The organism is Neobacillus muris (assembly GCF_943193175.1).
Classification (GTDB): Bacteria; Bacillota; Bacilli; order Bacillales; family Cytobacillaceae; genus Neobacillus; species Neobacillus muris.
Map to the genome: position 1 here is coordinate 78,489 of NZ_CALPDF010000012.1, position 25,489 is coordinate 103,977.

A 25,489-nucleotide genomic window follows, 5' to 3' on the forward strand; every position below is an offset into this window, starting at 1 on the left:
TGCCTACAAATAATCAATGAAACAAGGGGAGAAATGGATGGATAAATGGGTGTTATATGGCAAGTCAGGAAATCCTGCTTCAGATATTGCCAAAGCATGGTTAAAAAATAACGGAATCCCTTCTGAAAACTATAGTATTTTTCAATTAACAAGAGAAGAAATTGCAAGGCTGGCTAATCTCTTGCCTGGTGGCGCGAAAGATCTTGTATATCCAAATACATTTTCTTTTAGTTTAATTAACCCACAAAAAAAAACTGAAAAAGAATATATTCATCAGATTCATAAGGGTGAATTAACAGAGGATGAAATAATAGGTATTCTCGGTACTTACCCGGCACTCGTGATTTCCCCAATCATTACAGATTATAAAACCGTATTGGTCGGCTATAATCTCGAAAAAATGGTCTCAACGTTCCGTTATGTCAAGGTGAAAGATATAACGATGGCATAAGATAAGATCTTGTATTTGCTTCAGTAGACCAAACCATATAGCAAATTAAAAATAAAAAGCTGGGGGCGATAAAATGAGCCGTTTTGATGTGTTCAGAGAAGCAGGAAATCCAATGTTTAATGATAATAAGTTAAAGTTAGGAATATTTGGCCCTAACGTAAGTAATTCATGTTCTATGACTTTAGCCAATACAACCTTTAAACCAGATTTTGAGACGAATGTTAAGATTGCCAAAATGATGGAAGATGCCGGATACGAGTGTATTGTACCGGTGGCACGATGGCGCGGATTTGGCGGTTCTAGTAACTTCAATGGCAACTGTATGGAAACCTATACCTGGGCTGCCGCTATGGCAGCTGTCACGAAAAAAATCTATCTTTTCTGTACTTCCCATGTACCCACTATGCATCCGATCGTTGCCTCTAAGATGCTGTCCACGATCGATGAAATTTCAAAAGGGAGAATTGGGCTGAACACTGTTACAGGCTGGTTTCCAAAAGAAATGGATATGTTTGCCGGAAAGAAAATGGAACATGACAAAGGATACGAGTATGCAACGGAATGGATGGAAGTCGTCTTGAAAATGTGGTCCGAGCAATTCTTTGATTATAAGGGCGACTTTTTTGAAATTAAGGACGGATGGCAGGAACCGAAACCAACCCAAAGTCCAAGGCCGGTATTAATTAGCGCAGGAACATCCAAAAAAGGGCGTGAATTTTCTGCAAGATTTACGGATTTTAACTTTGGATATATAGAATCAATGGAACACGGCAAGGAATGGACCAATTATATGAAAAAACTTGCTTGGGATGAGTTTAGAAGAGAAATAAATACGTTTACAACGGGCTTTGTTGTCTGCCGTCCAACAGAAAAAGAAGCAAAAGAATTCTATGATTATTATGTTCGGGAACAGGGGGATTGGGAGGTGGCCAATATCATTTGTGATATGTTTGGCATTGAATCATCCTCAAACTCTATCGATTTCTTAACAAAGGCAAGAGAGAATTTCATTGGCGGCTGGGGAGGCTGGGCATTTGTCGGAACTCCTGAACAAGTAGCAGATGAGATGATTAAGATTTCAAAAACAGGCATATCGGGAACATTAGTTTCATTCCTCGATTATGTGGAGGAAATGCCATACTTTAATGAAAATGTTTTACCGTTATTAGAACAGGCAGGTGTGCGTAAACCAATTAAACAAGAAGAATCTCCGGAAGAACAGGAAAATACTAATACAGAACTTTATTCTCCTGTGCAGGTTTAATGTAGTTTTGCAAAATTAAGTCCAATAAATGGAATGGAGGCAGGAAAATGGATCGATGGGTAATGTATGCAAAGTCAGGTAATCCAGCATCTGACATTGCCAAAGCATGGCTGAAAAATAATGGTATACCGTTTGAAAGCAATAGTGTGTTTCGTTTAACAAGAGGGGAAATTGCCAGATTAGCAGACCTAATCCCTGGAGGAGTTCGTGAGATGATTTACCCAGATGTTTTTTCGTTTTCCATGATCAATCCACAGAGAGATTTCGAAAGGAAATATATTGAAAAAATCCAAAGTGGTCAATTATCTGAGGAAGAAATGAGGGATTTGCTTGCAGAAGTACCTTCACTTGCCATTTCTCCAATTATTACAAACTACAAAACTGTTATTGTTGGTTACGACTTAGATACGATGGTCTCGACTTTCCGGTTCGTAAAGGTAAAGGATGTAACGATAGCCTAAATGCTTCAGAAACACAGGAAGGAGGAAGATTGGTGCAAATACTTGGGATTTGTGGGAGTTCAGCGTCCAGCAGACGGACACGTGCATTAATTGAAAGCGCTTTAAATGGTTCCCTGCTTGAGGATCAAGCAGCAGCGATTGATGTGGTCGATTTATCCCAACAAGTATTGGAGTTTTGTGATGGGAGAATGGTAGAAGAATATAATCGTGATACCCAGCAAGTCTTGGGAAAAATAAAAAATGCTGATGCTTTTCTCTTTGGATCCCCTATGTACAGAGGGACCATTACTGGGGCACTGAAAAATTTAATTGATCTCATCCCTGATGACTATATTAAAGGAAAGACAGCAGGTCTGGCAGCTACAGGAGGAAGCGATCATCACTATCTTGGTGTTGATCTTGGATTCAGAACAGCGATGGCTTTCTTTAGAGTACACACGATACCAGGTGTACTTTACCATTCAAACTTCACAGTGGAAGAAGGAAGAATAGTAGAAGACAAGGTAAGAAATCAGGCTGAACAGTTTGGCCGTGATTTGGTCCAGCTGACAAAAATGACCAGCGGAAAGGTGCTTGGACCATCATTATACTAAGGGGGATAAACCGTTGAGCAATCAAGAAACAGTGGAAGTTTTTAAGCAGATTATGGGAAGTTATCCGACTGGCGTGACCATTATTACCACAGTAAATGAAGAAGGAAGCCCTGTTGGTCTTACCGTCAATTCATTTGCCTCTGTGTCCTTGGATCCTCTGATGGTACTTTGGTGCTTAGATCGCAAGTCTTCACATATTAGTGCCTTTAAGAATTCTATCGGCTTTGCTGTTCATATTTTGGCAGCTGATCAAAGTGAATTATGTTGGACGTTTGCGGGGAAAAGTCTAGACCGGTTCTCAAAAGCTGACTGGTCATACTCCGACAACAATTTACCGGTGATTTCAGGGGCTTTGGGAATTATGGAATGCAAAACCGTTCAGACAATTGATGCGGGTGACCATATAATTTTCATCGGCCAAATTTTGGATATCAATAAACAAGATAAAGAACCAATGTTATATTTCCGCCGCAATGTGGGATTGATACCTGCCGGCTGGCCAGTATTATCTAAATAACGTGTGTTGCGGATAGTTAAAGTTTTAACTATCCGCTCCCTATTCTTGAAAAGCAATAGAAATAAAGGAACGATACTTTTATCGTTTGTCGACAGCCGATTGACGACTGAAATGCTCCTTAACTGTGAAGATATTCCCAAATCTGCCAAACACTTTGTCGTTACTACGTGAAGGGAGGAACAATATGAATCATTTTTCTGAATTGATCCATTTACCTGATTTACTCTTTCATCAATTCTGTATTAAACAATTTGGCATCAATCGCGGAGTCTATAATACTATCGACAAGTGGTTTTTTGATAATGGGAACACAAGCATCCTAGAAAGAAGACTGAGAATCTTTCATTTTCTTAACTGGTGTTTGCAAAATGGTTTATCAGCTAACGGGAAGATCAAATTTGGACCGGGTAACCTATCTAAAAATTTAATAGAATATTCGAAAGGTAATTTTTCATATGATGTTCCCATGTTAGCACAGAAAGCAGGATGGCTGAACCTTAAAAATAATGATGTAATTTATAAGGTAAGTGCGGAGGGATAATATGAAGAAAAAACCATTAACCGGGTTAAAAGTATTAGAATTGGGGCAATTAATTGCGGGCCCCTCAGCAGGAAGGCTTTTTGCAGAATTTGGTGCAGAGGTAATCAAAGTGGAAAATCCAGCTAATGGCGACCCCATTCGCAAATGGAGAGTAGTAGAAAATGGAACCAGTTTATGGTGGTATGTTCAAGCAAGAAATAAAAAGTCGATTACCCTTGATCTGAAACAGGAAGAGGGGCAGGACATCATAAAAAAATTAGCTTTAGAAGTCGACATTGTGATCGAAAACTTTCGTCCGGGAACACTGGAAAAATGGGGAATTGGCTATGAGCAGTTGAAAGAAATTAATCCTGGACTCATTATGGTCCGTATTAGTGGATATGGTCAAGATGGACCTTACAGGGATAAAGCCGGATTTGGTTCAATTGGAGAAGCAATGGGGGGACTTCGTCATCTGACAGGTTATCCTGACCGGCCGCCAACAAGGGTGGGAATCAGTATTGGGGATTCTATTTCCGCTCTCTACGCAGTTATCGGGGCTTTAATGGCAGTCTATCATCGGGATTTGCAAGGCACTGGACAAGGACAAATGGTTGACGTTGCTCTATATGAATCTGTTTTTAGTTTTATGGAGAGCATGCTTCCTGAATATGACCGCGCAGGGGTTATCAGAGAACGGACGGGGAGCATATTGCCTGGCATCACACCGTCTAATACGTATGAATGCAAGGATGGAAAATACATCGTTATCGGCGCGAATGGTGATGGGATATTTAGACGGCTGATGGAAGCTATCGGCCGCCCCGAGTTCGCATCTGATCCTAGATTTCAGAATAATGCAACTCGTTCTGAGTTTGCATCATTATTGGATTCCACCATCGAACAATGGACACAAGCGCTTAATCTGGCAGAAGCGTTGAAAATACTAGATGAAGCAAAGGTTCCAGCAGGCTCAATCTATTCCATAGAGGATATTGTTGCGGATCCACACTATAACGCGCGGGAAATGATTGAAGAAGTATTGGTCGATGGGATAGGGAAACTAAAGGTTCCAGGCATTGTTCCAAAGTTAAGTGAAACACCAGGAAGCATCGACTGGGCTGGACCAAAGCTGGGCCAGCACAATGAGGAGGTCCTCGTGAACACCTTGAAATTGGGTCAGGAAGAAATCAATTCTCTGATTGAAAAAGGAATTATTGGAAGATAAAATCTTGCGCGAAAAGTTATATGGGGCGACGAAGCTGAACCCCATTAAGATAAAAAATACTATTTTTTTGGGTATTATCTGTAGACACCATACAAACTTCAGAAAGCAAGAATAAGAGAGATAGTTTGTGAAATAAAGGAGTTTTTAGTGAGAGGATTGATGGAATATGGGGATGACGATGTCTGAAAAGATCCTGGCAAAGGCCTCTCGAAGGTCTGAAGTAAAAGCAGGAGAGATCGTTTGGGTAAAGGTAGATATTGCCATGATGCATGATCTTTTGGGGCCTTGGTTAGTGGATGGAGCCTTCAAACGATTAGGAGGGAAGCTATTTGATAAAGAAAAGGTTGTCGTAGTTTCTGACCATTGCACGCCGCCAGCAACTGTCCATCAGGCGGATATTTTAAAATGTACACGGGACTGGGCAAGGCTTCAGGAGCTTTCTTATTATTATGAATTCGAAGGACCTTGCCATCAGGTCATCGCTGAACATGGCCATGTTCGGCCAGGCCGATTAATACTTGGAACGGATTCACACACATGTATGGCGGGCGGTTTAGGGGCCTTCGCTACAGGGATTGGGTCAACAGAGATGGTGGGTGTGTTATTGACCGGTGAAACATGGTTAAAAGTTCCGGAAACCATTAAGGTAATTTGGGAGGGTAAATTGCCGGAAGGAGTGTATTCGAAGGATATCGTTCTTAAGACCATCAAGGATCTGGGACACGCAGGTGCCACTTATCAGACGTTGGAGTTTTCGGGTACCGCTATTGAAGGTCTTTCCATTGATGACCGCTTTGTTTTATCAAATATGGCAGTGGAGGCAGGTGCCAAAACCGGGCTAATTAAAACAGATGAAAAGGTTATAGACTATTTGCGTTCCAGAGGGATAACGGAAGAAATCGAACTAATTCACAGTGATCCCGATGCTTCCTATTCACGAGTTTTGCAATATAATGCTTCCGAATTAGAGCCTCAGGTTGCTTGCCCTCACGAAGTAGATAATGTCCATGGTATCAGTGCTGTCGAAGGTATATCCGTCGATCAGGTTTATTTAGGATCCTGTACGAATGGCCGAATAAGTGATCTTCGCACTGCAGCTGAAATTTTAAAGGGAAAAAAGGTATCGAAAAATATCCGCTGCCTAGTGGTTCCAGCCTCCCAACATATATGGATGGAGGCTAATAAAGAAGGGATATTGGATGTTCTGACTGAAGCTGGCTGCATTGTGAACATGCCATCTTGTGGTGCGTGTGGCGGTTTTACAAGCGGTGTAATTGGTGCAGGAGAAGTGGTCATGTCCTCTTCAAATCGAAATTTTAGAGGTAGGATGGGAAGCCCAAATGGTGAAGTGTATCTGGGTTCTCCAGCAACAGTGGCTGCAACTGCCATTGAAGGAAGGATTGCAGATCCTCGAAATTATTTAATGAAGGAGGTTTATTAATGACCGTTATCATAAGGGGACGTGTTTGGAAATACGGTGACAACATTAATACGGATATTATTTCACCTGGCCAATTTATGAGTCTGCCCATAGAAAAACAGGCCGAACATGCAATGAGCGCCATTGATCCGAAATTTTCTAAAAAGGTAAAACCAGGTGATATCCTCGTTGCAGGAAATAACTTTGGCTCAGGCTCAAGTCGGGAGACAGCTCAAATGGTGTTAAAACATCTTCAAGTAGGTGCCATTGTTGCCTGCTCATTTGCCCGAATTTTTTATCGTAATTCGATAAATGTCGGTCTGCCTGTGGTAGAAATGGAAGATACATCTGTTATAAAAGAAGGCGAAGAGCTTGAAATTGATTTATTAGCAGGCAGAATCATCAACCATACTCAAACTTCTGAATACAAAGGAACAAAGTTACCGGAACATTTAATCGAAATGGTGGAGCTTGGCGGCCTAGAACCGTACTTGGCAAAAAGATTAGCAGGAGATAATCTATGAAGTTACCAAAACAGGTAGAAATAATCGAGGTCGGACCACGGGATGGACTGCAGAACGAAATGGTGTTTATTCCAACGGATAAAAAAATGAGCCTGATAAATGCGTTAAATAAGACTGGGATTAAGAGAATGGAAGCGACATCTTTTGTTCATCCCGTATATGTTCCTCAAATGAAAGACGCAAGTGAAGTCTTCCAGGGTATTGTGAAGGATCCAAAGATTCAGTATATGGCCCTTATCCCCAACGAAAAAGGGTTTGACAGGGCCATTGAACAGGGGGTGCAGGCAGTTTCCCTTGTTGTCGGTGCTAGTAACAGTTTTAATCTAAAAAATGTCAAAATGACGAGAGCAGAGTCGATCAAGAAGTTTGAGAATGTGGTAGTAAAAGCAAAAGAACAGAAGATTTTTGTCCGATACAATATTGCGACCGCCTTTTGGTGCCCGTTTGAAGGAGCGGTGGATGAGAGCCTGGTTGTTGAAATGGCCAAAACAATCAATCGTTTAGGGGCAGATGAAATTGTTTTATGTGACACCATTGGCCGTGCAAATCCTAACCAAGTTTACTCGTTATTTTCCAGTATTATGGAACTTCAACCTGAGGCGATGATTACCGCCCATTTTCACGATACATATGGGATGGGCCAGGCAAATGTGTTAGCCGCACTCCAAGCAGGGGTAAGGCAGTTTGATGCTTCGATTGGAGGTTTAGGGGGATGCCCATTTGCCCCAGGAGCGGCAGGTAATGTGGCCACTGAGGATGTAGTATTCATGATGAATGAATTAGGAATAGAAACAGGCATTGATCTAGAAGCGCTTCGATTAAGTTTAGATTTAGTTAAACAAATGTCAAATCGCGGTTTGATGAGCCACTATTATAGTGTCCTTGAACATTCCTGTGTTTAATGCATATAAATCTTGTTTTTGATGGGGATTATAAGTACGGAATTGAACGATGCCATGGCGGGCGAATAGCTTCATGCGCTGTTTGTCCTCCTCGCAGTGTGTATTTGGTGGTATTTTCCAATTTTTGTAGAATAACTTGAAATTTTGTAGTATTCCCCTTAGATTTTGAAGAATAACTCATAAATTTGTAGAATTCCCCTTTGATTTTTTAGAATAAACAGAATTTGGCCAGTTTGATAAAAAATAATCTTCCGTCTTGGGAGATTTTTCTTATATTAAATTAGAATACCCTTGCTGGCGCAAACCTCATACACCAGAATAGCGGCCAGATTAACCAGAATTTCTGGTTGATCTCTAGATCCCGATGCTTTAAAGGATTGGAGCAAGAATTGTCGAATTTATCCTATAAAGAAATGGGGTGGCATGCTTGAATAAATTGAAATATTTTATTGCATTTATTGCGATCATTTCAATCTTTATAACTGGTTGTTCAAATGCAACAAAAGATGAAGTACAAAAGATCGAGGTAGAAAAGAGGATTGGCAATAATGATAAATATGAAGACTTTAAACTGATCGAGAATAAGGAGCAAGTGCAAAGGGCCAGAAAACTAGTCCAAAATATTAAATGGGAAAATGCAAAAGTGTCGATGGTCCGCCCTCCTGATTACAGATTTGCTTTCCAATATAAAAATTCCGAAACGGTGGCAAAAGCTGTGTTGTATGAACTTTGGATCAGTCCAAATAAGGACAAAATAGAGCTTGTCATTGATGCGGAAAGCAAATATGCTCAATTAGACAAGAAAAAGTCAGCAGAGCTTTTTGAAATACTGACAGGTGGAAAATTATCTGAACTCAAATAATAGTTGGCCTCAAACGTGTGGCCTTTTCCTATGGACGGTCCTGCCGGCCAACTGCTTAGGGACAAAGGTGGACCCGTAAGAGAAATCCTCTTTGGAAAGCAAGATAATCCATGAAAGATGATGGGGAAATCCATTGTTATTAGATAAATCGGTGGGTTATTCTAATCATATTCCTAAATGAAGGCGGGGGATATGGTGAAAAATGGATCAATTTTTTGGGAACATTTCTTCTTACATAAATGGAGCTATTTCCTTGGAACCACCTTGTTAGCAGTTTCCCTTCTGTTGCAATTAGTGGTCCCTGGTTTATTAAAGGAATTCACGGATGGGCTTCAAAGCGATGGCATTACCTCAGCGGGTTTATTGGAATTGGCTCTATGGTTTATCATCGTAGGGTTTGGGGCCTTTGTATTTCGGTCATCTGGCCGCATTTATATCTTCAAAATGTCCAGAATCCTAGAGCGGGACTTAAGGACATCGTTGTTTTCCCATTGGGAACGAATGCAGGCGGATTATTTTCACAATCAGCGGATCGGCAATTTGATGGCCCATGCCGTAAATGATGTCAATATCATGAGACAGATAGTCATGCAGGGATATTTTCAACTGGTGGAAGCGGCAGTTCTAATTACCATCGCTGTTTTCATGATGGCCAGTACCATTAATCTCTTGTTAACATTAGCAGTCCTTTTGCCTCTGCCTGGATTAACCTTTATTGCCTATCGGTTCCGGTCGAAGACGCAAACCTATTCGTTAAAAGTACAAGAAGCCATCGGGATTTTGACCAGCAGGGTACAGGAATTTTGTTCGGGCATCGGCGTCATTAAAACGTATGTACAAGAACAGGAACAACTGAAAAAGTTTACGGAAGAAAATCATTCAAATGTGGTGGTGAACAAACAATTAATTCGTTCCAACTCGTTGTTTACTTCTCTAAGCTCAGGAATTGTCGGTATTAGCTATCTGCTCTCCATCATATTAGGTTCCATTTTAGTCATGAGAACCACCATTTCGCTCGGAGAATTTGTTGCTTTTAATACGTATTTGTCCTTGCTGATTGCCCCGATAGAAAACATTGGGAAGGTGATCAACCTGCTTCAGCAGGGGAAAGCGGCTGATGACCGGATTCGCCATGTATTAACGACAGAACCAGACATTCAAGACGAAGAAGACGTTCAATCCAACACCTCGTTTACCGGTCATATTGACATCAGAAATCTCTCCTTCAAGTATGATAAAAGCAACCGATACGCCTTGCTAAATATTGATCTTTCTATTCCTAAAGGAACCAGTTTGGCGATAGTCGGGAGAGTGGGAAGCGGAAAATCAACGTTGGTCAATTTACTCCTGCGAATCTACAATCCACCCAAAAATACAATCTTTATGGATCATCAGGATATACGGAATCTTCCACTAAAAACACTTCGCACTTCTGTTGCTTACGTTCCACAAGAGAATTTTTTATTTTCCTCCTCGATTAAAGAAAATATTGCCTTTGACCCAAATCCTTATGAGGAGAAGCACATCTTTCAAGCAGCCAAGCAGGCTCATGTATATGATGATATCGAAAAATTCCCTGAAAAATTTGATACAGTTTTGGTAGAAAGAGGACTTTCATTATCAGGGGGACAGCGGCAGCGTGTCAGCATGGCCAGAGCTTTGATCAAACGTTCCCCGATTATTATTTTTGATGACAGTCTCTCAGCGGTTGATACCAAGACAGAAGCCCATATATTAAGGACACTTAGAAACGAGATGAAAAGCGGCCGAACGACCATCATCATTAGTCATCGGATTTCCGCTATCCAGGATGCAGACCAAATCATAGTACTAGATGAGGGGAGAATTGTAGAAAGAGGTACACATCAACAACTGGTAAAGAATGATGGCATTTATAAAAAAATGTATGAACAACAATCCAAGCAATTGACGTTAGAGCCGCCGCCAATGCCATTCATTCACCGGCACAAGATCCTGATTAAAAGAAGGAGAAGGTCATGATTCGAAAGGTAAGCACAGGGAACCTTCCTAAAATGGGTGATCGTCAATTAGCCAAGGGCATGGTCACATTTGCAAAACCTTATTGGAAACTGATTTTATTATCACTTGCTTTAACAGGATTTATTGTGATCGCAAGCCTGGCCCAGCCTTATATCATCAAAGTGGCTATTGACTCTCATATCACAACAAATGATTATCAAGGGCTCATGACTTTAGGAATTGTCTATTTCGTTTTGATTGTGGTCTCTTCAATCAGTACTTATTTTCAAAATAATGCGCTTCAATTTACCGGGCAGTATGTCATCTATGATTTCAGGCAGGCCATCTTTCAGCATTTTGCCAAGATGGAAATGGCATTCTATCGGCGAAATCCGACTGGTAGATTAGTCACAAGGATTACCCATGATGTTGAATCACTTAACCAGCTGTATTCCCAGGTGATTGTTAATCTAGTAAAAGAAGTTCTGATCCTTATCGGCATCATCTTTCTCATGATATACATGAGCATAAAGCTTACATTGGTGTGCTTCATCGTTATACCGGTCATTGCCGTCGTGACCTTTTATTTTAAAAGCGTGCTGCGAAAAACACAAAGGCAGCTTCGGACGATTCTTTCTAGGCTTCTTTCGTATCTGGCAGAAAATCTTTCAGGAATGAGTGTGATTCAATTATTTGCCCGGGAAGGAAAGCAGCTTGAACAGTTCAATGAGTTAAACGAAGAGCATTATCGGGCAGGAATGAAACAAACAGTTATCAATTCCATTTTTAACCCTTCGATTGGTTTCTTTGGAAATATATCGCTGGCACTATTGGTTTGGTATGGCGGAAGAAGTGTCTTGGACAGTACGATTACTTTTGGTACTGTTTATGCTTTTACCAGTTATGTCAGGCAGTTTTTTGAACCACTGAGAGGTATCGCGGACCGGTTCAATCAGATCCAGGCTGCACTGGCATCAGCTGAGCGGATTTTTGAAACCTTGGAAACGGAACCGGCCATCGTAAATCCTGAACGGCCAAAGCAGCTTCCGGAAAAAGTTCGCGGTGATATCGTATTTCAACACGTTTGGTTTGCCTACGATCAGGAAGAGTGGGTTTTAAAGGATCTTCATTTCCGGATCCATCAAGGCGAAACCGTTGGGATTGCAGGAGCAACTGGGGCAGGCAAAAGCTCGATCATTCAGCTGATGAACCGGTTTTATGATAACCAAAAGGGAACGATTACGCTTGATGGAATCCATATAAAAGAGGTTCAGTTAAACGATCTCAGGAACCATATTGGGATCATTCAACAGGATCCATTTGTGTTTTCAGGAACCGTTTTTAATAATATCCGCTTAGATCATCAACAGGTGACGGATGAGGAAATCATTGACGCGGCAAAGTCTTTAAATATTGATGGATTTTTCCGAATGCTGCCACAGGGCTATGAAACGATGCTTGGCGAGGAAGGAACTGTATTATCGGCCGGTCAAAGACAGCTGCTGTCTTTTTTAAGAGCGATGATGGCCAATCCTGATGTCTTGATTCTGGATGAAGCGACGGCGAACATCGATACCGAAACCGAGCAAGCGGTACAAGAAGTTTTGCGGGAAATGTCAAAGGACCGGACCACGATAATCATTGCCCATCGGCTTTCCACCATCCAGCATGCGGATAAAATCATCGTCTTGGATAAAGGAAGAATCGTAGAAATGGGAAATCATCACCAGCTAATTAGAAACCGCTCTTCTTATTATCAATTGTGTTTAAATCAAAACAAAGAGAAGAATGTGAGGGAGGAAGTGTAAAGATGGCTAATCCAAGTGATTAGCCATCTTTTTTTCATCACTAAACTGAGTAGGGGAGACGCCGACGATCTTTTTAAAAATGCGGCTGAAATAGAGTTCATCCTCATAGCCAACACTTAGACTTACTTCCTTGATTCGTCTATCCGAATGGGCGAGAAGTTCTTTTGCCCGGTCGATCCGCAAATGGGTGACATATTCGATTGGACTATAGCCAATATATTTCTTAAAGAGTCTCGAGTAATGACTGTTGCTCAGCCCTGCCATCTTGGCCAAATCTGATAGAGTGATAGCCCGATGATAGTGGTGACTGATGTAGTCAATTGTTTCTTCAATGACCTGTTTGGTGTCTTTGGAAATGGTTTGTGAATGAAAGTCTTGAATCAACGTTAACAGCAGTTCTTGGAATAAGATTTTTTTCTTAAAGGCAATGGCTGACCCTCTTCGTTTTGAGAGAGAAAGGATTTCTTCGAATAAAAAAGCGACTCCCGTGCTGTTTTTAATGGTATACACGCCCTGCAGTGGAAAATGGATTTCTTCCGGATGTTTAAAGTACCATTGTTCCTTCTTTTCAAATGCGCCAGCATAAGTGAACCGGATAAAGTAAATCTCAAGGGGGTCGTTGGAATCTGATTTTTTGTCGCAGGACATTCCTGGAGTAAAAATGACCAGTTTTCCGGGAGAAAGCTCGCTTTTTTTTCCATTCATAACAATTTCGCCAGATCCTTTTGTAATAAACCATAGTGAAGGATAAAGGGTTTTTTTCCTTCTTTTTCTCCCACCAGGCGGAAATGTTTTGGAACCTGCTAATAAGATAGAAAAGGTCAATTCATTTAAGCTTGAAAGTAAACTGCCAAAATCCCGCACAATATAACTCATCCTTTTCGTGTTTGATATCTAATTTAAGGATACGCGGGATTTGTGATAGTAGACTATTTTGCAAGAATTGATTTTTCCTTGTAATGTAGTGAGGAGTGTGCTGTTGGTATGGGAATATATTCCAATTTTTGTAGAATAACTTGAAATTTTGTAGAATTGCTAGCTGATTTTGTAGAATAACTCGTAAATTTGTAGAATAACTTATAAGATATTGTTGATTTGGAAGTATATGCCAATTTTTGTAGAATTATCGGTTGGTTTTGTAGAAAAACTCGTAAATTTGTAGAATCCTTCCTAGATTTTGTAGAATAAACTGAATTTGGACAGTAAAATCAAAAAAAATCTTCCAAGATGGAAGATTTTTTATCGCAAATGGGGATATCCTTGCTGGCGTAAAGCCTCATACACCAGAATAGCGGCCGTATTCGATAGGTTCAGGGAGCGAACATTTTCACTCATGGGTATTCTTAAAAAGTGATCTTTATTTTTCTCTAATAAATCCTTTGGTAAACCGGTTGTTTCTTTTCCAAACATAAAATAATGTTCCTTTGATTCATCACTGAAATCATAGGCCGAATGAGTTTTTTCGCCAAACGTCTCAATATAGTAAAACTCACCTTGATTTTTGGAGAAAAAGTCATCCAATGAGTCATAATACGTGATGTTGACAAGATGCCAGAAATCTAAACCTGCTCTTTTGATCATTTCCTCATCGGTTGAAAAGCCGAGAGGACGGATTAAGTGCAGGGCGGTATCCGTTGCGGCACAAGTAAGTGCAATATTTGCCGTATTGGACGGAATATCTGGTTGATATAGTACAACATGTATTGCCAAGAATGGTCACCTCTATCTTCATTTTCCCCTCAAAATTATAGCACATTATTAGGAGGAGTCATCTCCTTATGGAGATAATAATAGGTTTCTTCCTATAAATTTTTTGTCGCTCCTTTCATTCTGTGCCATAATGGTATCTGATACAAGGAGTGAGGGACCATGCAAAAAATAATGATTGTGGAAGACGATCCTAAAATTGCCGAACATTTGAAAACACATATTGAAAAATATGGCTATGAAGTGACGTGCGTAATGGATTTTGAACATGTCATGAAGGCATTTTATGAGATCACTCCAGATCTCGTTCTATTAGATATCAATCTGCCAAGCTTTGACGGGTATTATTGGTGCCGGCAGATTCGCAAGGAGTCGGTGTGCCCCGTCATTTTTATCTCGGCCCGGATCGGGGAGATGGACCAGGTCATGGCCTTAGAGAATGGGGGAGATGATTATATCACCAAGCCCTTTAGTGCCGAAGTTGTCATGGCCAAAATCCGCAGCCAGCTTCGCCGCGCTTATGGGGAATATGCCGCCAGACAAAAGGACCGGGTCATAGAAAACGCGGGCCTTACCTTCTTTCCGGAACGAATGGAGCTGGCCTTTGCCAGCAAAACCGTTACCTTATCAAAGAAGGAAGCAGATATCATCGAAAGCTTGATGGAACGATATCCGCGGGTGGCAGGCCGTGAAGACTTGTTAGAAAAGCTTTGGGATGACCAAAGCTATGTCGATGAAAATACATTGAATGTAAATATTGCGAGAGTTCGGAAAAAGTTTCAGGAAATTGGCTTGCCAGATGCAGTGGAAACCGTTAGAGGGGCAGGATATCGGTTAAACCTTTCATGGAAGGAAGAGGAACGGTGAAACTATTTTTTAAGGAGCATGCCTTACTGATTGTCGTTCAGGTGCTTCAAATGCTCGTCATCCTTTCCATCTTCTGGTTAGCTGGATATCGGGATATCCAACTGTTTTTATACGCAGCTTTTCTCAGTTTTTTCATTCTGGGCTGCTACCTCCTTTCCTATTATTTATTGCGCCGAAGGCTGTACCAGCGCCTAAACCAGCCGCTGGAATCACTGGATGACAGCTTGCAAAAAACAGATGACGCACCGATTTCGAAAGCTTTTGATCAACTGCTGCGTAACCAGTACATACTGTTTCAAAGCAAGCTAGAAACAGTCGAAAAAGAGCAGGAAGGGCATCGGAGGTTTATGGATCAATGGGTTCATCAGATGAAGACTCCATTATCCGTCATTGAACTCACGGCTCAAAATTTAGATGAACCTGATTCCTCCAATATCCGGGAAGAAACCGAGCGGATGAAAACCGGCTTGAATACGGTCCTATATATGGCAAGGCTACGGACCATTGAGCAGGATTTCCACATAAAGCCGGTAAACCTCGTCAAACTGGTGGATGAAGTGAACGGAGAGAATAAGCGATTTTACATCCGCAACAAAGTTTATCCGAAGCTGGAAGTGGAAAAGGAAGGAATGATAGTGGAGACCGATGAAAAGTGGCTGTATTTTATCCTCTCCCAGCTGATCCAGAACGCGGTGAAATATTCTTCCCACATCAGCAATCGGATCGTCATTTCCCTTTATGAAAGAGAAAAAGAAGCGATTCTGGAAGTGAAGGATTTTGGAATCGGCATTCCTGAAACGGATAAACGGCGAATCTTTGATCCCTTTTTTACCGGAGAAAATGGCAGGAAATTTCGAGAATCTACAGGTATGGGGCTGTATTTGGTGAAAGAGACGGCAGATACCCTCGGCCACCGGATTGAAATGGAGTCGGAAGCAGGAAAAGGTGCCGTCTTCCGGATTATTTTTTCAAAAACGCAAAACCTTACAAGCTTGTAAGGAAAGTGAAAGAAGAATCGATAGTTACGGCCGCAATAGGCAAGGTATACTAATCACAGATCAGAAATGAGGAAGGAGATCTTGTGATGTTAGAAGTTAAACAGGTAAGTAAAATTTATGAAGGCAAAATAGCCTATAAAGCATTAGATCATATCAATTTATCCATTGAAGAGGGGGAGTTTGTCGGCATCATGGGTCCGTCTGGGAGCGGGAAGACGACTCTATTGAATATGATTGCTACGATTGATGAGCCAACGACCGGAGTGATCTTGATCAATGGAGAGAATCCCCATCTTCTTAAAAAAGAGGAGTTGGCTAAATTCCGCAGGCGGGAACTCGGGTTTGTTTTCCAGGACTTTAATTTGCTGCACACCTTAACCGTGGAGGAAAATATTGTCCTTCCGTTGACGCTTGATGGGAAAAAGGTTCAAGAGATGAAGCAGAAGGCGCAGGAAATAGCGGAAAAATTGGGGATCACCCCGATTATGAATAAGCGCACCGTAGAAATATCTGGTGGTCAGGCACAAAGGGCAGCTGTGGCAAGGGCGATGATTCATGTGCCGAAGATGCTGCTTGCTGATGAGCCGACTGGGAATCTGGATTCGAAGTCATCGAAGGACGTCATGGAAATGCTGGAATCGATCAATAAGAATGAGCGCACGACGATGCTATTGGTGACCCATGATCCACAGGCGGCCAGTTATTGCAATCGGGTGATTTTTATCCGGGACGGAAGGTTCTATTCAGAAATTCATCGCGGAGACAATCGCCAAGCCTTTTTCCAAAAAATCATTGATACACTTTCTTTGCTGGGAGGGGATGGCCATGACCTTTCGCAGATTCGCGTTTAATAATGTCGTCCGCAACAAACGGTTATATGCCGCTTACTTCCTAAGCAGCCTGTTTACGGTGATGGTCTTTTTTACATTTGCGATCTTCGCTTTCCACCCGGTTTTGGCCGGAAGTGAGATGAATAAGGCGGTACAGCGGGGGATGAATATTTCAGCAGGAATCATTTATGTCTTTTCCTTTTTCTTCATTCTCTATTCCATGAGTTCCTTTTTGAATACCCGGAAGAAAGAGTTCGGGTCCTTGATGATACTGGGCATGTCCGTTAGGCAAATTCGTCTCATGGTATTCCTGGAAAACATGGTGATTGGCTTTTTTGCCACTGCAGGCGGGATCTTGCTGGGATTGATTTTTTCCAAAGGAATTTTGCTGATTGGAGAAAATGTCCTTGTCATGGATGGCGCCCTGAATTTCTATATTCCGATTCAAGCTATACTTGTCACCTTTGTTTCGTTTATGTTGTTATTTTTCTTTATTTCGCTTTTTGTCTCCTATGTCTTGAGGAGCCGAAAGCTGATTGACTTAATTAAAGGAAATAAGAAGTCGAAGGGTGAACCAAAGGCGAATCTCTTTCTGACAGTTTTAGCCGTATTATTGATTGGAATCGGCTATGCAGCGGCTTTCATTGTGAAGGGAACCCTTGTAATCGTCGCGATGCTGCCAGTGATTGTTGTAGTGATCCTCGGTACGTATCTGTTGTTCACGCAGTTGAGTGTTTATTTGATCCGAAGATTAAAGAAGAATGACAACATCTTTTGGCGGAAAACAAACATGATTTTATTATCCGATCTTTCCTTCCGAATGAAGGATAATGCCCGCACCTTTTTTATGGTTGCAATTGTTTCCACTGTCGCCTTTAGTGCGATAGGAACGTTATTTGGTTTTCAAACCTTTCTGACGGCAGGGTTGAAAAATAACAATCCTTATACTTTTTCCTATACAGCGGTTAAGCAAAACGAGCAGGATGTCGCTGTTATTAATGAAACGATTAGGGAAGAAAAGATGAAGGCGAATCACGAGCAAACAACGCTTCGCTATTATGAGATTGGGCAAGATTCCATCGTTATCTCTAGGGAATCGGATTTTAACCGTTTTGCTAAGCTGCTGGGAGAGGATCCCATTGACATCCAAAATGGCCAGGTGAAAGTGGTTGAATTTACTGGAAATCAGTTTGGACAAACCGATGAATTGCTTGAGCAATCGATTAAATTGAATACAGGTGTTACCTTACGTCCAAAGGAAGTGATTTCTTCAAGAGCCCTGCCGGCAACGGATTCTTATTACGTTGTTTCTGATCAGGATTTTGAGGAACTGCCAGCTTCAAAAAGGGAAGAGAGCTATCATGCCTGGCAGGTAACCGATGGGAAAGAAAATATCGTAGAAGCTTCCAAAAAGATAGCAGAAATGGTTTCTCCAGGTGAATTTTATGCGAAGGATTATAGTATCTATCAATTAAATAAGCAATATGGTCTCGTATTGTTTGTCGGATTGTTTATCGGGATTGTCTTTTTTGTTTCGGCTGGAAGTTTCCTTTATTTCCGACTTTACGCGGATTTAGAGGAAGACAAACAAAAGTTCCGTTCGATTGCCAAAATCGGCTTAACAGAGAAAGAATTGAAAAAGGTTTTGACGAGACAAACGGCAATTCTTTTCTTCACGCCGATTTTAGTAGCGCTGATTCATGGAGCCGTTGCTCTGACCTCTTTGTCACATCTTTTCTTTTATGATTTAACAAAAGTATCGATTGCGGTATTGGGCGTATTTTTATTGATCCAAATCGTGTACTTTGCGATTGTCCGGTTTTTCTATACGAAGCAGGTTCGATCGGTTCTGTGAGCAACGGCAGTTGCTTCGGCCCGAATTTAATGCCCCACCAATACGTGAGCATTTTTTTATGCAGAAAAAAGGCTCTGTTAATTTTTAATGTTGATCATTGCGAATAAATAGAGGAAACCCGATTTTTTGAGGGTTTCCTTCGTTCTTTTGTGCCTTTACTTTTTAACTTCATAGTGTAGTTCAACGAATTGATTGAAGTTCCTTACACTTTTCAATGATAGGTGTACTTGATCCTCTCCCTCTCTAAACAGAGGAATTCCTGTCCCAAGTAAAATGGGAGCAACTTTAATGATGAATTCATCAACCAATTTATCTTTTAAAAAAGAATGTAACAATTCTCCGCCACCAACAACCCAAATGTTTCTTCCTTCTTGATTTATAAGGTTTTTGGTGAAATTAACCGCATCTTCATGAACAAATTTTACATCTTCCTTATCATCAAGAGGAGACCTTGTAAATACATAACATTCTTTGTTTTTATAGGGGAGTTCTTCTATGCCTTGCTTCATTACCCAATCGTAGGTCCTTTTGCCGAATAAAATCGTATCCACCGTTTCATAAAATTCAGAATAACCGTTATCTCCTTCACCTTCAACTTTGAATAGCCAATCAAGTGATTCATCTTTTGCAGCTATATACCCATCTAAACTGGTTGAAATAAATAATACTAATTTTCGGTTTTTACCCATAATATCCCTTCTCTAATTTAGAATGAATGTTCCATTATCCGTTAGTTGAATGTGCTTTCATGATTTATCCGTTCCAAGATTCGCGAGATTGTCAAAGATTCTGATAAGGCCGAAAAGCTCATGCCTTCTTATTATTATGGGACAAAGCGCCCGATTATCGATACGAATTATTATGAAACGTATAACCGGGACAATGTGTCATTAGTGGATGTCAAAATAATACAAGAAATCTATTTTAAATGAACAGGTTTTTCTAACCTATAAAGTCTGACTAAATTTTTGCTGTCTTCTTCTTCATATTCTCTAATAAACTCCATAGGGGAATTTTCAAGTATTCTAACTGAATACATATTTTCTTTTTCAACAATAGAAATCACTTTATTGATAGCTAAATCATACAGACAAAATTTGAGTAATCCCTTCAAAATTTCAGATCCATACCCTTTTCCCCAATATTTTTCAGAAAATCTGTAGCCAACTTCAAATTCATTGTCTTCATTTTTAACTAACGCACAAGCTCCGATTAATGTACGATTTTCATCGTTTATTTCTGAAGTAGCCATAATGAATCGTTCAGAATTATTTTTGTGATAACTATTTATGATATTTTGTAATTCGGTTGCATTCTCTGACTTTGTTTTACCTCTTCCAATAATAAATTTCATCACATGATGATTACTTTGCATTTCGTGGAAGTCCTCTAGGTCAGCTTCTTCAAATCTTCTTGTGTATAGACGTTCAGTCTTAAAATATATCATTTCTAAACTCCTTTTTGACAGTCAATAAGTTTTCACTCAAAATTGGCTGCCTTTCGCCCAGATAATGCCAAAATAGGGGATTGAGAATAAGGCTATTCCATTGTCTTCACTTTATTCCTATGTATTTATTCCCTTTCGATTTGATATCCTTTAAACAAACTCATGAATTTATTATAACGTATGTTGACTCTTACCTTACAGGATACTTTAGGATAAAAAACAGAGAAAGGGGGAAATACGATGTACACCGTGCAAGAAGTGGCAAAACTGGCGCATACAACCGTTAAGACATTGCACCATTATCACAAAATTGGTCTGTTGATACCGGAGCAGACGACAGAAGCCGGCTACCGGATATACGGAAAAAAGGATCTGGAACGCCTGCAGCATATTCTTTTTTATAAAGAGCTGGGTTTTCCTCTTAAGGAAATTGGACAACTATTGGACGGAGACATCGACAGGGAAAAGATGTTGATTGACCAAAAGGCTAGTTTAGAACAAAAAATCGAGCGATTCAAAGGACTGGTCATGACGATCAATGCCTCGATTAAAAGCACGAAAGAAGGAGTCGATTTGGACATGGAAACTATGTTTAAAGGATTTGCTACGGATGCGGAATGGCAGGAAGCCTTAAAGGACCAAAATGAACATTTGAAAAAGGAATACGACGTCGACCTGACCAATCAACCCATTGATGTAGAAGCACTGAACGACTCAGCCAGAGAAGCCCAGTCCTTTAATGCAGATATGGTTCGCTTCTTACAAGAAGGATTTCCAGCCCATGACCCAAAAGTTTTCGAGCGGGTCAAAGAGCATTTAGCCGTTTTAGAAAAAAAGGGACACCCAGCCACACCGCAAGATTTTTTCAATCAAACTGAGTTTTTCATTATGGATGAATTTCATCGGAAAATGTTTGAGGGGATGCAGGTGGGGTACAGCTATTTTCTAAAAAGAGTGGCGGAGTGTTATTTGGGGGAGACCAAGTAAAAACGAACTCTATATGGGAGTTGGAAACAATGAGCCGGGGGAATTCTCTCGGCCTTTTTGATTGAGCAGCCTCAATTAAGTTAGACTCATTTTTGGAGGCGTCAATAAGCTTTGTCTTATCTTTTCTTCTAAACCTTATATATAGAGGCATGAATGTATGTTTTGGAAAAAGGTTCCAAGTTTTGTAGAATTTCTCCGTAGTTTTGTAGAAAAAATTAAATTTTTGTTGAATAAATTGATATTTTGAAGATTAAATTGAAATTTTGTAGAATAAATCTACGAAAGAAGTCCTTTCCGCCCAGTTTCAACATGATGTTTTGTACCCTAACTCATTAGCTTTTCCTTAACGATCTCCATAAAATTTTTAGCCGGTGTCGAGACAAAATGATGTTCCAGCCAAATGAAGCCTAAAGATGAAGTCATATTGGCATCCTTAATGGGAGTAGAATATAGATTTTGGTCCCCATAGACATCAAAAACCGATTTTGGAACAATGGTTACGCCCATTCCATCCTTCAACATCTCCATTAATACATGCATATCCGAGCACTCCGCAATACTTGTGAGCGGAAGACCATGCCTGGAAAATGCTTCAAGAATTGTATTATAAATGCCCAAGCCCTCGGTACTCGGGATAATCAAGGGCATATGAGAGATTTCTTCTAAAGAGATCATGCCTGTTGCTTTCTTGCTCACGAAAACAAATGGCTCATTGGCAAGATGATGATAAGTCAGACCACGATGTTCAAGCGGTAGACGGACAAAAGCCATTTCAATCGCCCTTGTTTTTACACTCTCTGCTAAATAAAAAGAGTCATTTTGGACAATTTTTAAGGACACAAGCGGATATTTTTTGTGAAAGGAATGAAGCATTTTCGAAAATCCGGAAACCGACATGGTATTAAGCCCGACAGAAAGTACGCCCTTTTTCCCTTCATCGGTCTCCACCAATTCATTTTTTATTTCTTCCACGCTGTTAACGAGATGCAAGGCACGTTCATATAGGAGTTTTCCTTTATCGGTTAACTCCAAGCTCTTGCCATTTCGCTCTATTAATATAACACCGAGCTCCTGTTCCAGCTGCTTCAGCTGAAGGCTGAGCGGCGGCTGGGACATATGCAATCGGTTCGCAGCAGCGGTAATGTTCTTTTCCTCCGCGATCGCAATAAAATAACGTAATTGTTTCATATCCATTCACTTTCACCAACTATTTAAAAAATGTATGATTTCTATATAAATTATATATTTTTCATATAGTGAATGTCTATGTTATGATAGCTTTCGGTTCATCTGACAGATAGAAAGGTGTTTGACATGGAACGTTTATTTAAATTAAAACAACATGGTACGACAATCGGGAAAGAATTTTCTGCCGGTCTTATTTCATATATTACCGTGGTCTATATTATTATTGTGAATGCCACGATCTTGGCAGTAGCAGGAATTCCGATGGAGGCGGGGATCATCGCGACTATCTTATCCAGCTTTTTTGGGTGTTTGATCATCGGCTTATATAGTAATACCCCGATCCTGCTGATACCTGGTATGGGCATTAACGCGATGTTTACATATACCATTGTTCAATCGGGCGGATTTACTTGGCAGGAAGCGCTGGCGATGGTGTTCGTCTCTGGACTCATCTTCGCTGTGATTGCTTTTACACCACTGGCAAAGGTGATTACGACATCGATTCCTAATTCCTTAAAAGAGGCCATTACGATTGGAATTGGAATCTTATTAATCCTGATTGGATTTGACAACGCTGGAATCATCACGAATTCTGACCATACCTTGCTTGCAATAGGCGATTTAAGCAGTCCGACAGCGGTCATAACCTTAATAGGTTTAGTGATTACGATTATCTTATTTATTAAAAATGTTCCGGGAAACCTTTTATTAAGTATTTTGATAACATCCTTGCTATCGATTTGGTTTGGGGGAGGAGACTTTGAGGGGATCACTCTATCCATGCCAGCTTTTCATGAGTACTTTGGGGTGTTCGGCCAGCTTTCGTGGGCACATGCAGGTAATCTTGTATTCTGGTTAACTTCCATTTCTTTAGCGATGGTGCTTGTGTTTGAAAATATCGGGCTGATCCATGGACATAGCAACATGCTAAACCGCCCTGAAAGCAGTAAGAAATCCCTGGAGGCAACCGCTGTATCGGCGTTAGCTTCCGGCCTTTTTGGTTCTAGTCCGACTGTCGCCTCTGTGGAAACGGCCGCAGGCATTACGGCAGGTGGAAGGACAGGCTTAACGAGCATGGTAACTGGATTTTTGTTTCTTGTTTCTATTTTGTTTATACCTGTTATTAAAATCATTCCCGCCAGTGCGGTTTCTCCTATTTTGATCTTAATCGGCGTTCTTATGCTGCAAAATATTGTTCATATCAAAATGGACGATTTAACGGAAAGTTTTCCGGCTCTTTTAATTATTGTGTTGATTCCTTTAACGTATAGTATTGCAGATGGCATGGCGATCGGCTTTATTCTATACCCATTGATGAAGCTATTAATGGGGAAAGGGAAGGAAATCCACCCGGCACTCTATTTGATTGCTATTTTGTTTATTAGTAATTTTGTCATTCAGTATGTGTTTTAAGATATTGGATGAAAACTAAAAGACTTGGTTTGAAGTGGAAAATTTAACCGAAAAAAATGGCAGAATCCCGTAAAATAATGGGTTTCTGTCATTTTTTTATTCCAAATATACGAAGCGCTGGGGAGTTAACTTACCACTCGTAAAAGCACAAAATCCAAATCCCCAGCGAAATGATATTCCTGATGAATGATTAATACAAGAGGTAGAGCCGAAGTGAAGGTATGACGTTTTAATGCTTTTCCCAAGACACTCACCCTTCCTTTTTGCCATCAGGCATAATTATGTTTGTGAAAACTCTTTTCCGCCGTGATTCTCTTGGCTGATTGGACATAGATGATTCAATGACTTGACGAATTGTCTTGACCATTTCTTTGAATTCCTCATCTGAAAGATACAGTGTCGCTTTTCGGAAACTGACTCCGTCTTGTAGTAGATCAAATTCCTCTTGCTGGAGATACCGATCATAATCGTCAACAAGAGAAGCCAAAAACATCATAAACACACGCATGTGTTCATCTCTTGACATCAATGCAAGTTCTTCTTGCGAAACAGCTTTCGTACTTTGAAGTGAAAGTACCTTCTCTAAAGTACCCCTTACTTGACGTTGTTGGACCACTTTTACCAATCCGCCATCTATAAGCTTGTTAATATGGCGATAGAGCGTAGCTTGGGGAATATCCGATAGAGCAGAACTTATTTCTTGTACTGTCCTTTCTTCCCCTCCTAATAAGCACTGCACAATACGAAACCGAACAGGATGCAGCATCAAATCGGCCTTTGACTCTTTTTTCATAAACATCACCACAATAATTTATTTGCTTATTTTTTTGGAGCATTATTATCATTATTCATGTTATTGTCATTATTGATAATAGTCAACTGACTTTCTCTTGCTTTATTGAGAAATGTTTAACGTTCTTAGCCATATAGATTCTCTTCGAATGTATAGTCTGTAGCCTGCTTGACCTAAAAATTTCAAAGTTTTGCTATGTTGAATTCCATTTTCAATCATTCTATTAGGCTTTTTGGTATTAATTTTTCTGAGGATTTAGTAGTGAAAAAGTGAAGGGTAATAGCTTCTCTAAGTATTTCCTCAATCCTTTCTGATGGTTCCTGAATTGGTAAAAAAGCGATCCCCTTTCCTTGAGAAACTAATTCCTTCATAAATGAGTAAGAATCAACTAGCTGAAGTTGTTTCTTTGGAATATGGTTTTCCTCCATAAATTTGATTGTACATTTCCTGAAAGGGCATTCTTTATCATGACTAACAAGGAAGAATTCTTCTAGAAAATTAACATCCGTTTTTACTTTTGATTTTAATAACCCTATTGAAATGTTTGTACTAAAAAGTTTCTTGAACTCTGAATCAGCGTAATCGTTGTAACTTATGACTAAATCGACCTTTTTTTCCTTTAATGGATTTTTCAGCTGACTACTGCCTAATATATAAATTTGGAATTTTTCCAACTCATCTTTAATACGAACGCTTAGATAGTTAGATAAAATAGTTTCTGTTGTCGCTATCCGATAGTATTCGGGCTCCGATTTAATTTGATTTTTTGCCTCATTTAATAGATCTAGAATTTTGTCTGTTTTTTGCAAGCAGAAAGTGCAGAAAAATGCAGCGAAATTTACATAGGCTTGCAGCTAGTGTTTACATTAAATTC

At 40.3% G+C, this 25,489-nt stretch carries 27 protein-coding genes; 20 read left to right on the plus strand and 7 right to left on the minus strand.

Going from position 1 to position 25,489, the window contains the following annotated elements:
* Positions 1-37 precede the first annotated feature (37 nt).
* The 14 genes from NFS43_RS10755 to NFS43_RS10815 all read left to right on the plus strand — a co-directional run bounded on the left by NFS43_RS10755 (position 38) and on the right by NFS43_RS10815 (position 12,530).
* The gene (locus tag NFS43_RS10755) at positions 38-451 is read left to right on the plus strand and encodes an ArsC/Spx/MgsR family protein (protein ID WP_251551664.1); all 414 of its coding nucleotides are present in this window, start codon (positions 38-40) and stop codon (positions 449-451) included.
* Positions 452-524: 73 nt separating this feature from the next.
* A complete protein-coding gene (locus tag NFS43_RS10760) occupies positions 525-1,715 on the plus strand; it encodes an LLM class flavin-dependent oxidoreductase (RefSeq protein WP_251551665.1) in 1,191 nt (396 codons plus the stop codon).
* A 47-nt stretch (positions 1,716-1,762) separates the two neighbouring features.
* Entirely contained in the window at positions 1,763-2,176 is a 414-nt protein-coding gene (locus NFS43_RS10765; RefSeq protein WP_251551666.1) for a thioredoxin domain-containing protein, read from the plus strand.
* 32 nt (positions 2,177-2,208) lie between these two features.
* Positions 2,209-2,769 carry an NADPH-dependent FMN reductase gene (locus NFS43_RS10770; RefSeq protein ID WP_251551667.1) on the plus strand — a complete coding sequence of 187 codons (561 nt, stop codon included), beginning with the start codon at positions 2,209-2,211 and terminating at the stop codon, positions 2,767-2,769.
* A gap of 13 nt (positions 2,770-2,782) precedes the next feature.
* Positions 2,783-3,286, plus strand: coding sequence for a flavin reductase family protein (locus tag NFS43_RS10775; protein WP_251551668.1), 504 nt, complete (start codon positions 2,783-2,785; stop codon positions 3,284-3,286).
* Positions 3,287-3,331: 45 nt separating this feature from the next.
* Complete coding sequence (locus tag NFS43_RS24385) at positions 3,332-3,457, plus strand: hypothetical protein (protein ID WP_277613931.1); 126 nt, start codon at positions 3,332-3,334, stop codon at positions 3,455-3,457.
* A gap of 13 nt (positions 3,458-3,470) precedes the next feature.
* Positions 3,471-3,827 carry a hypothetical protein gene (locus NFS43_RS10780; RefSeq protein ID WP_251551669.1) on the plus strand — a complete coding sequence of 119 codons (357 nt, stop codon included), beginning with the start codon at positions 3,471-3,473 and terminating at the stop codon, positions 3,825-3,827.
* A 1-nt stretch (position 3,828) separates the two neighbouring features.
* Complete coding sequence (locus NFS43_RS10785) at positions 3,829-5,034, plus strand: CaiB/BaiF CoA transferase family protein (protein ID WP_251551670.1); 1,206 nt, start codon at positions 3,829-3,831, stop codon at positions 5,032-5,034.
* Between the two features lie 178 nt (positions 5,035-5,212).
* Positions 5,213-6,475, plus strand: coding sequence for a 3-isopropylmalate dehydratase large subunit (locus NFS43_RS10790; RefSeq protein ID WP_251551671.1), 1,263 nt, complete (start codon positions 5,213-5,215; stop codon positions 6,473-6,475).
* Complete coding sequence (locus NFS43_RS10795) at positions 6,475-6,978, plus strand: LeuD/DmdB family oxidoreductase small subunit (protein WP_251551672.1); 504 nt, start codon at positions 6,475-6,477, stop codon at positions 6,976-6,978. Before NFS43_RS10790 ends, NFS43_RS10795 begins: the two co-directional genes overlap by 1 nt.
* On the plus strand, positions 6,975-7,880 hold the full coding sequence (locus NFS43_RS10800; protein ID WP_251551673.1) for a hydroxymethylglutaryl-CoA lyase: 906 nt from the start codon (positions 6,975-6,977) through the stop codon (positions 7,878-7,880). The genes NFS43_RS10795 and NFS43_RS10800 overlap by 4 nt, the downstream gene beginning before the upstream one ends.
* Before the next feature lie 427 nt (positions 7,881-8,307).
* Positions 8,308-8,742: a YhfM domain-containing protein gene (locus tag NFS43_RS10805; protein ID WP_251551674.1), complete on the plus strand. Its 435-nt coding sequence runs from the start codon at positions 8,308-8,310 to the stop codon at positions 8,740-8,742.
* A gap of 195 nt (positions 8,743-8,937) precedes the next feature.
* Positions 8,938-10,743, plus strand: coding sequence for an ABC transporter ATP-binding protein (locus tag NFS43_RS10810; RefSeq protein WP_251551675.1), 1,806 nt, complete (start codon positions 8,938-8,940; stop codon positions 10,741-10,743).
* Positions 10,740-12,530, plus strand: coding sequence for an ABC transporter ATP-binding protein (locus NFS43_RS10815; RefSeq protein WP_251551676.1), 1,791 nt, complete (start codon positions 10,740-10,742; stop codon positions 12,528-12,530). The genes NFS43_RS10810 and NFS43_RS10815 overlap by 4 nt, the downstream gene beginning before the upstream one ends.
* A 6-nt stretch (positions 12,531-12,536) precedes the next feature.
* On the opposite strand, the gene NFS43_RS10820 is transcribed toward NFS43_RS10815, so the two are convergent.
* Both NFS43_RS10820 and trmL read right to left on the minus strand, forming a co-directional pair.
* Positions 12,537-13,406, minus strand: a complete 870-nt coding sequence (locus tag NFS43_RS10820; RefSeq protein WP_251551677.1) for an AraC family transcriptional regulator — start codon at positions 13,404-13,406, stop codon at positions 12,537-12,539.
* A gap of 363 nt (positions 13,407-13,769) precedes the next feature.
* Positions 13,770-14,240 carry a tRNA (uridine(34)/cytosine(34)/5-carboxymethylaminomethyluridine(34)-2'-O)-methyltransferase TrmL gene (gene trmL, locus NFS43_RS10825; protein WP_251551678.1) on the minus strand — a complete coding sequence of 157 codons (471 nt, stop codon included), beginning with the start codon at positions 14,238-14,240 and terminating at the stop codon, positions 13,770-13,772.
* A 159-nt stretch (positions 14,241-14,399) separates the two neighbouring features.
* Between trmL and NFS43_RS10830 the strand changes: the two genes are divergently transcribed.
* From NFS43_RS10830 to NFS43_RS10845, 4 genes are all read left to right on the plus strand, one after another.
* Positions 14,400-15,104, plus strand: coding sequence for a response regulator transcription factor (locus tag NFS43_RS10830; RefSeq protein ID WP_251551679.1), 705 nt, complete (start codon positions 14,400-14,402; stop codon positions 15,102-15,104).
* Positions 15,101-16,102, plus strand: coding sequence for a sensor histidine kinase (locus NFS43_RS10835; protein ID WP_251551680.1), 1,002 nt, complete (start codon positions 15,101-15,103; stop codon positions 16,100-16,102). Before NFS43_RS10830 ends, NFS43_RS10835 begins: the two co-directional genes overlap by 4 nt.
* An 86-nt stretch (positions 16,103-16,188) precedes the next feature.
* On the plus strand, positions 16,189-16,953 hold the full coding sequence (locus NFS43_RS10840; protein ID WP_251551681.1) for an ABC transporter ATP-binding protein: 765 nt from the start codon (positions 16,189-16,191) through the stop codon (positions 16,951-16,953).
* On the plus strand, positions 16,928-18,787 hold the full coding sequence (locus NFS43_RS10845; RefSeq protein WP_251551682.1) for an ABC transporter permease: 1,860 nt from the start codon (positions 16,928-16,930) through the stop codon (positions 18,785-18,787). The genes NFS43_RS10840 and NFS43_RS10845 overlap by 26 nt, the downstream gene beginning before the upstream one ends.
* A 155-nt stretch (positions 18,788-18,942) precedes the next feature.
* Here the strand turns inward: NFS43_RS10845 and NFS43_RS10850 are convergent, their stop codons facing one another.
* Positions 18,943-19,476 (minus strand): dihydrofolate reductase family protein, encoded by a 534-nt coding sequence (locus tag NFS43_RS10850; protein ID WP_251551683.1) that lies wholly within the window; start codon positions 19,474-19,476, stop codon positions 18,943-18,945.
* Positions 19,477-19,706: 230 nt separating this feature from the next.
* The gene (locus tag NFS43_RS10855; protein ID WP_251551684.1) at positions 19,707-20,234 is read right to left on the minus strand and encodes a GNAT family N-acetyltransferase; all 528 of its coding nucleotides are present in this window, start codon (positions 20,232-20,234) and stop codon (positions 19,707-19,709) included.
* 240 nt (positions 20,235-20,474) lie between these two features.
* Here NFS43_RS10855 and NFS43_RS10860 point away from each other — a divergent pair, with 240 nt between their 5' ends.
* Positions 20,475-21,221: a MerR family transcriptional regulator gene (locus NFS43_RS10860; RefSeq protein ID WP_251551685.1), complete on the plus strand. Its 747-nt coding sequence runs from the start codon at positions 20,475-20,477 to the stop codon at positions 21,219-21,221.
* Between the two features lie 324 nt (positions 21,222-21,545).
* On the opposite strand, the gene NFS43_RS10865 is transcribed toward NFS43_RS10860, so the two are convergent.
* Positions 21,546-22,415: a LysR family transcriptional regulator gene (locus tag NFS43_RS10865; RefSeq protein ID WP_251551686.1), complete on the minus strand. Its 870-nt coding sequence runs from the start codon at positions 22,413-22,415 to the stop codon at positions 21,546-21,548.
* Positions 22,416-22,535: 120 nt separating this feature from the next.
* On the opposite strand from NFS43_RS10865, the gene NFS43_RS10870 reads away from it, so the two are divergent.
* Positions 22,536-23,822: an NCS2 family permease gene (locus tag NFS43_RS10870; protein ID WP_251551687.1), complete on the plus strand. Its 1,287-nt coding sequence runs from the start codon at positions 22,536-22,538 to the stop codon at positions 23,820-23,822.
* A 250-nt stretch (positions 23,823-24,072) separates the two neighbouring features.
* Here NFS43_RS10870 and NFS43_RS10875 read toward each other — a convergent pair whose 3' ends face one another.
* Both NFS43_RS10875 and NFS43_RS10880 read right to left on the minus strand, forming a co-directional pair.
* A complete protein-coding gene (locus NFS43_RS10875; protein WP_338150600.1) occupies positions 24,073-24,621 on the minus strand; it encodes a helix-turn-helix domain-containing protein in 549 nt (182 codons plus the stop codon).
* 209 nt (positions 24,622-24,830) lie between these two features.
* Positions 24,831-25,424, minus strand: a complete 594-nt coding sequence (locus NFS43_RS10880) for a substrate-binding domain-containing protein (RefSeq protein WP_251551689.1) — start codon at positions 25,422-25,424, stop codon at positions 24,831-24,833.
* Between the last annotated feature and the right edge of the window lie 65 nt (positions 25,425-25,489).

Coding starts and splice junctions, on each gene's coding strand:
- NFS43_RS10755 (WP_251551664.1), top strand. CDS start 38: ATGGATAAATGGGTGTTATATGGCAAGTCAGGAAATCCTGCTTCAGAT.
- NFS43_RS10760 (WP_251551665.1), top strand. CDS start 525: ATGAGCCGTTTTGATGTGTTCAGAGAAGCAGGAAATCCAATGTTTAAT.
- NFS43_RS10765 (WP_251551666.1), top strand. CDS start 1,763: ATGGATCGATGGGTAATGTATGCAAAGTCAGGTAATCCAGCATCTGAC.
- NFS43_RS10780 (WP_251551669.1), top strand. CDS start 3,471: ATGAATCATTTTTCTGAATTGATCCATTTACCTGATTTACTCTTTCAT.
- NFS43_RS10785 (WP_251551670.1), top strand. CDS start 3,829: ATGAAGAAAAAACCATTAACCGGGTTAAAAGTATTAGAATTGGGGCAA.
- NFS43_RS10790 (WP_251551671.1), top strand. CDS start 5,213: ATGTCTGAAAAGATCCTGGCAAAGGCCTCTCGAAGGTCTGAAGTAAAA.
- NFS43_RS10795 (WP_251551672.1), top strand. CDS start 6,475: ATGACCGTTATCATAAGGGGACGTGTTTGGAAATACGGTGACAACATT.
- NFS43_RS10800 (WP_251551673.1), top strand. CDS start 6,975: ATGAAGTTACCAAAACAGGTAGAAATAATCGAGGTCGGACCACGGGAT.
- NFS43_RS10815 (WP_251551676.1), top strand. CDS start 10,740: ATGATTCGAAAGGTAAGCACAGGGAACCTTCCTAAAATGGGTGATCGT.
- NFS43_RS10820 (WP_251551677.1), bottom strand. CDS start 13,406: ATGAGTTATATTGTGCGGGATTTTGGCAGTTTACTTTCAAGCTTAAAT.
- NFS43_RS10830 (WP_251551679.1), top strand. CDS start 14,400: ATGCAAAAAATAATGATTGTGGAAGACGATCCTAAAATTGCCGAACAT.
- NFS43_RS10840 (WP_251551681.1), top strand. CDS start 16,189: ATGTTAGAAGTTAAACAGGTAAGTAAAATTTATGAAGGCAAAATAGCC.
- NFS43_RS10845 (WP_251551682.1), top strand. CDS start 16,928: ATGACCTTTCGCAGATTCGCGTTTAATAATGTCGTCCGCAACAAACGG.
- NFS43_RS10850 (WP_251551683.1), bottom strand. CDS start 19,476: ATGGGTAAAAACCGAAAATTAGTATTATTTATTTCAACCAGTTTAGAT.
- NFS43_RS10855 (WP_251551684.1), bottom strand. CDS start 20,234: ATGATATATTTTAAGACTGAACGTCTATACACAAGAAGATTTGAAGAA.
- NFS43_RS10860 (WP_251551685.1), top strand. CDS start 20,475: ATGTACACCGTGCAAGAAGTGGCAAAACTGGCGCATACAACCGTTAAG.
- NFS43_RS10865 (WP_251551686.1), bottom strand. CDS start 22,415: ATGGATATGAAACAATTACGTTATTTTATTGCGATCGCGGAGGAAAAG.
- NFS43_RS10870 (WP_251551687.1), top strand. CDS start 22,536: ATGGAACGTTTATTTAAATTAAAACAACATGGTACGACAATCGGGAAA.
- NFS43_RS10875 (WP_338150600.1), bottom strand. CDS start 24,621: ATGTTTATGAAAAAAGAGTCAAAGGCCGATTTGATGCTGCATCCTGTT.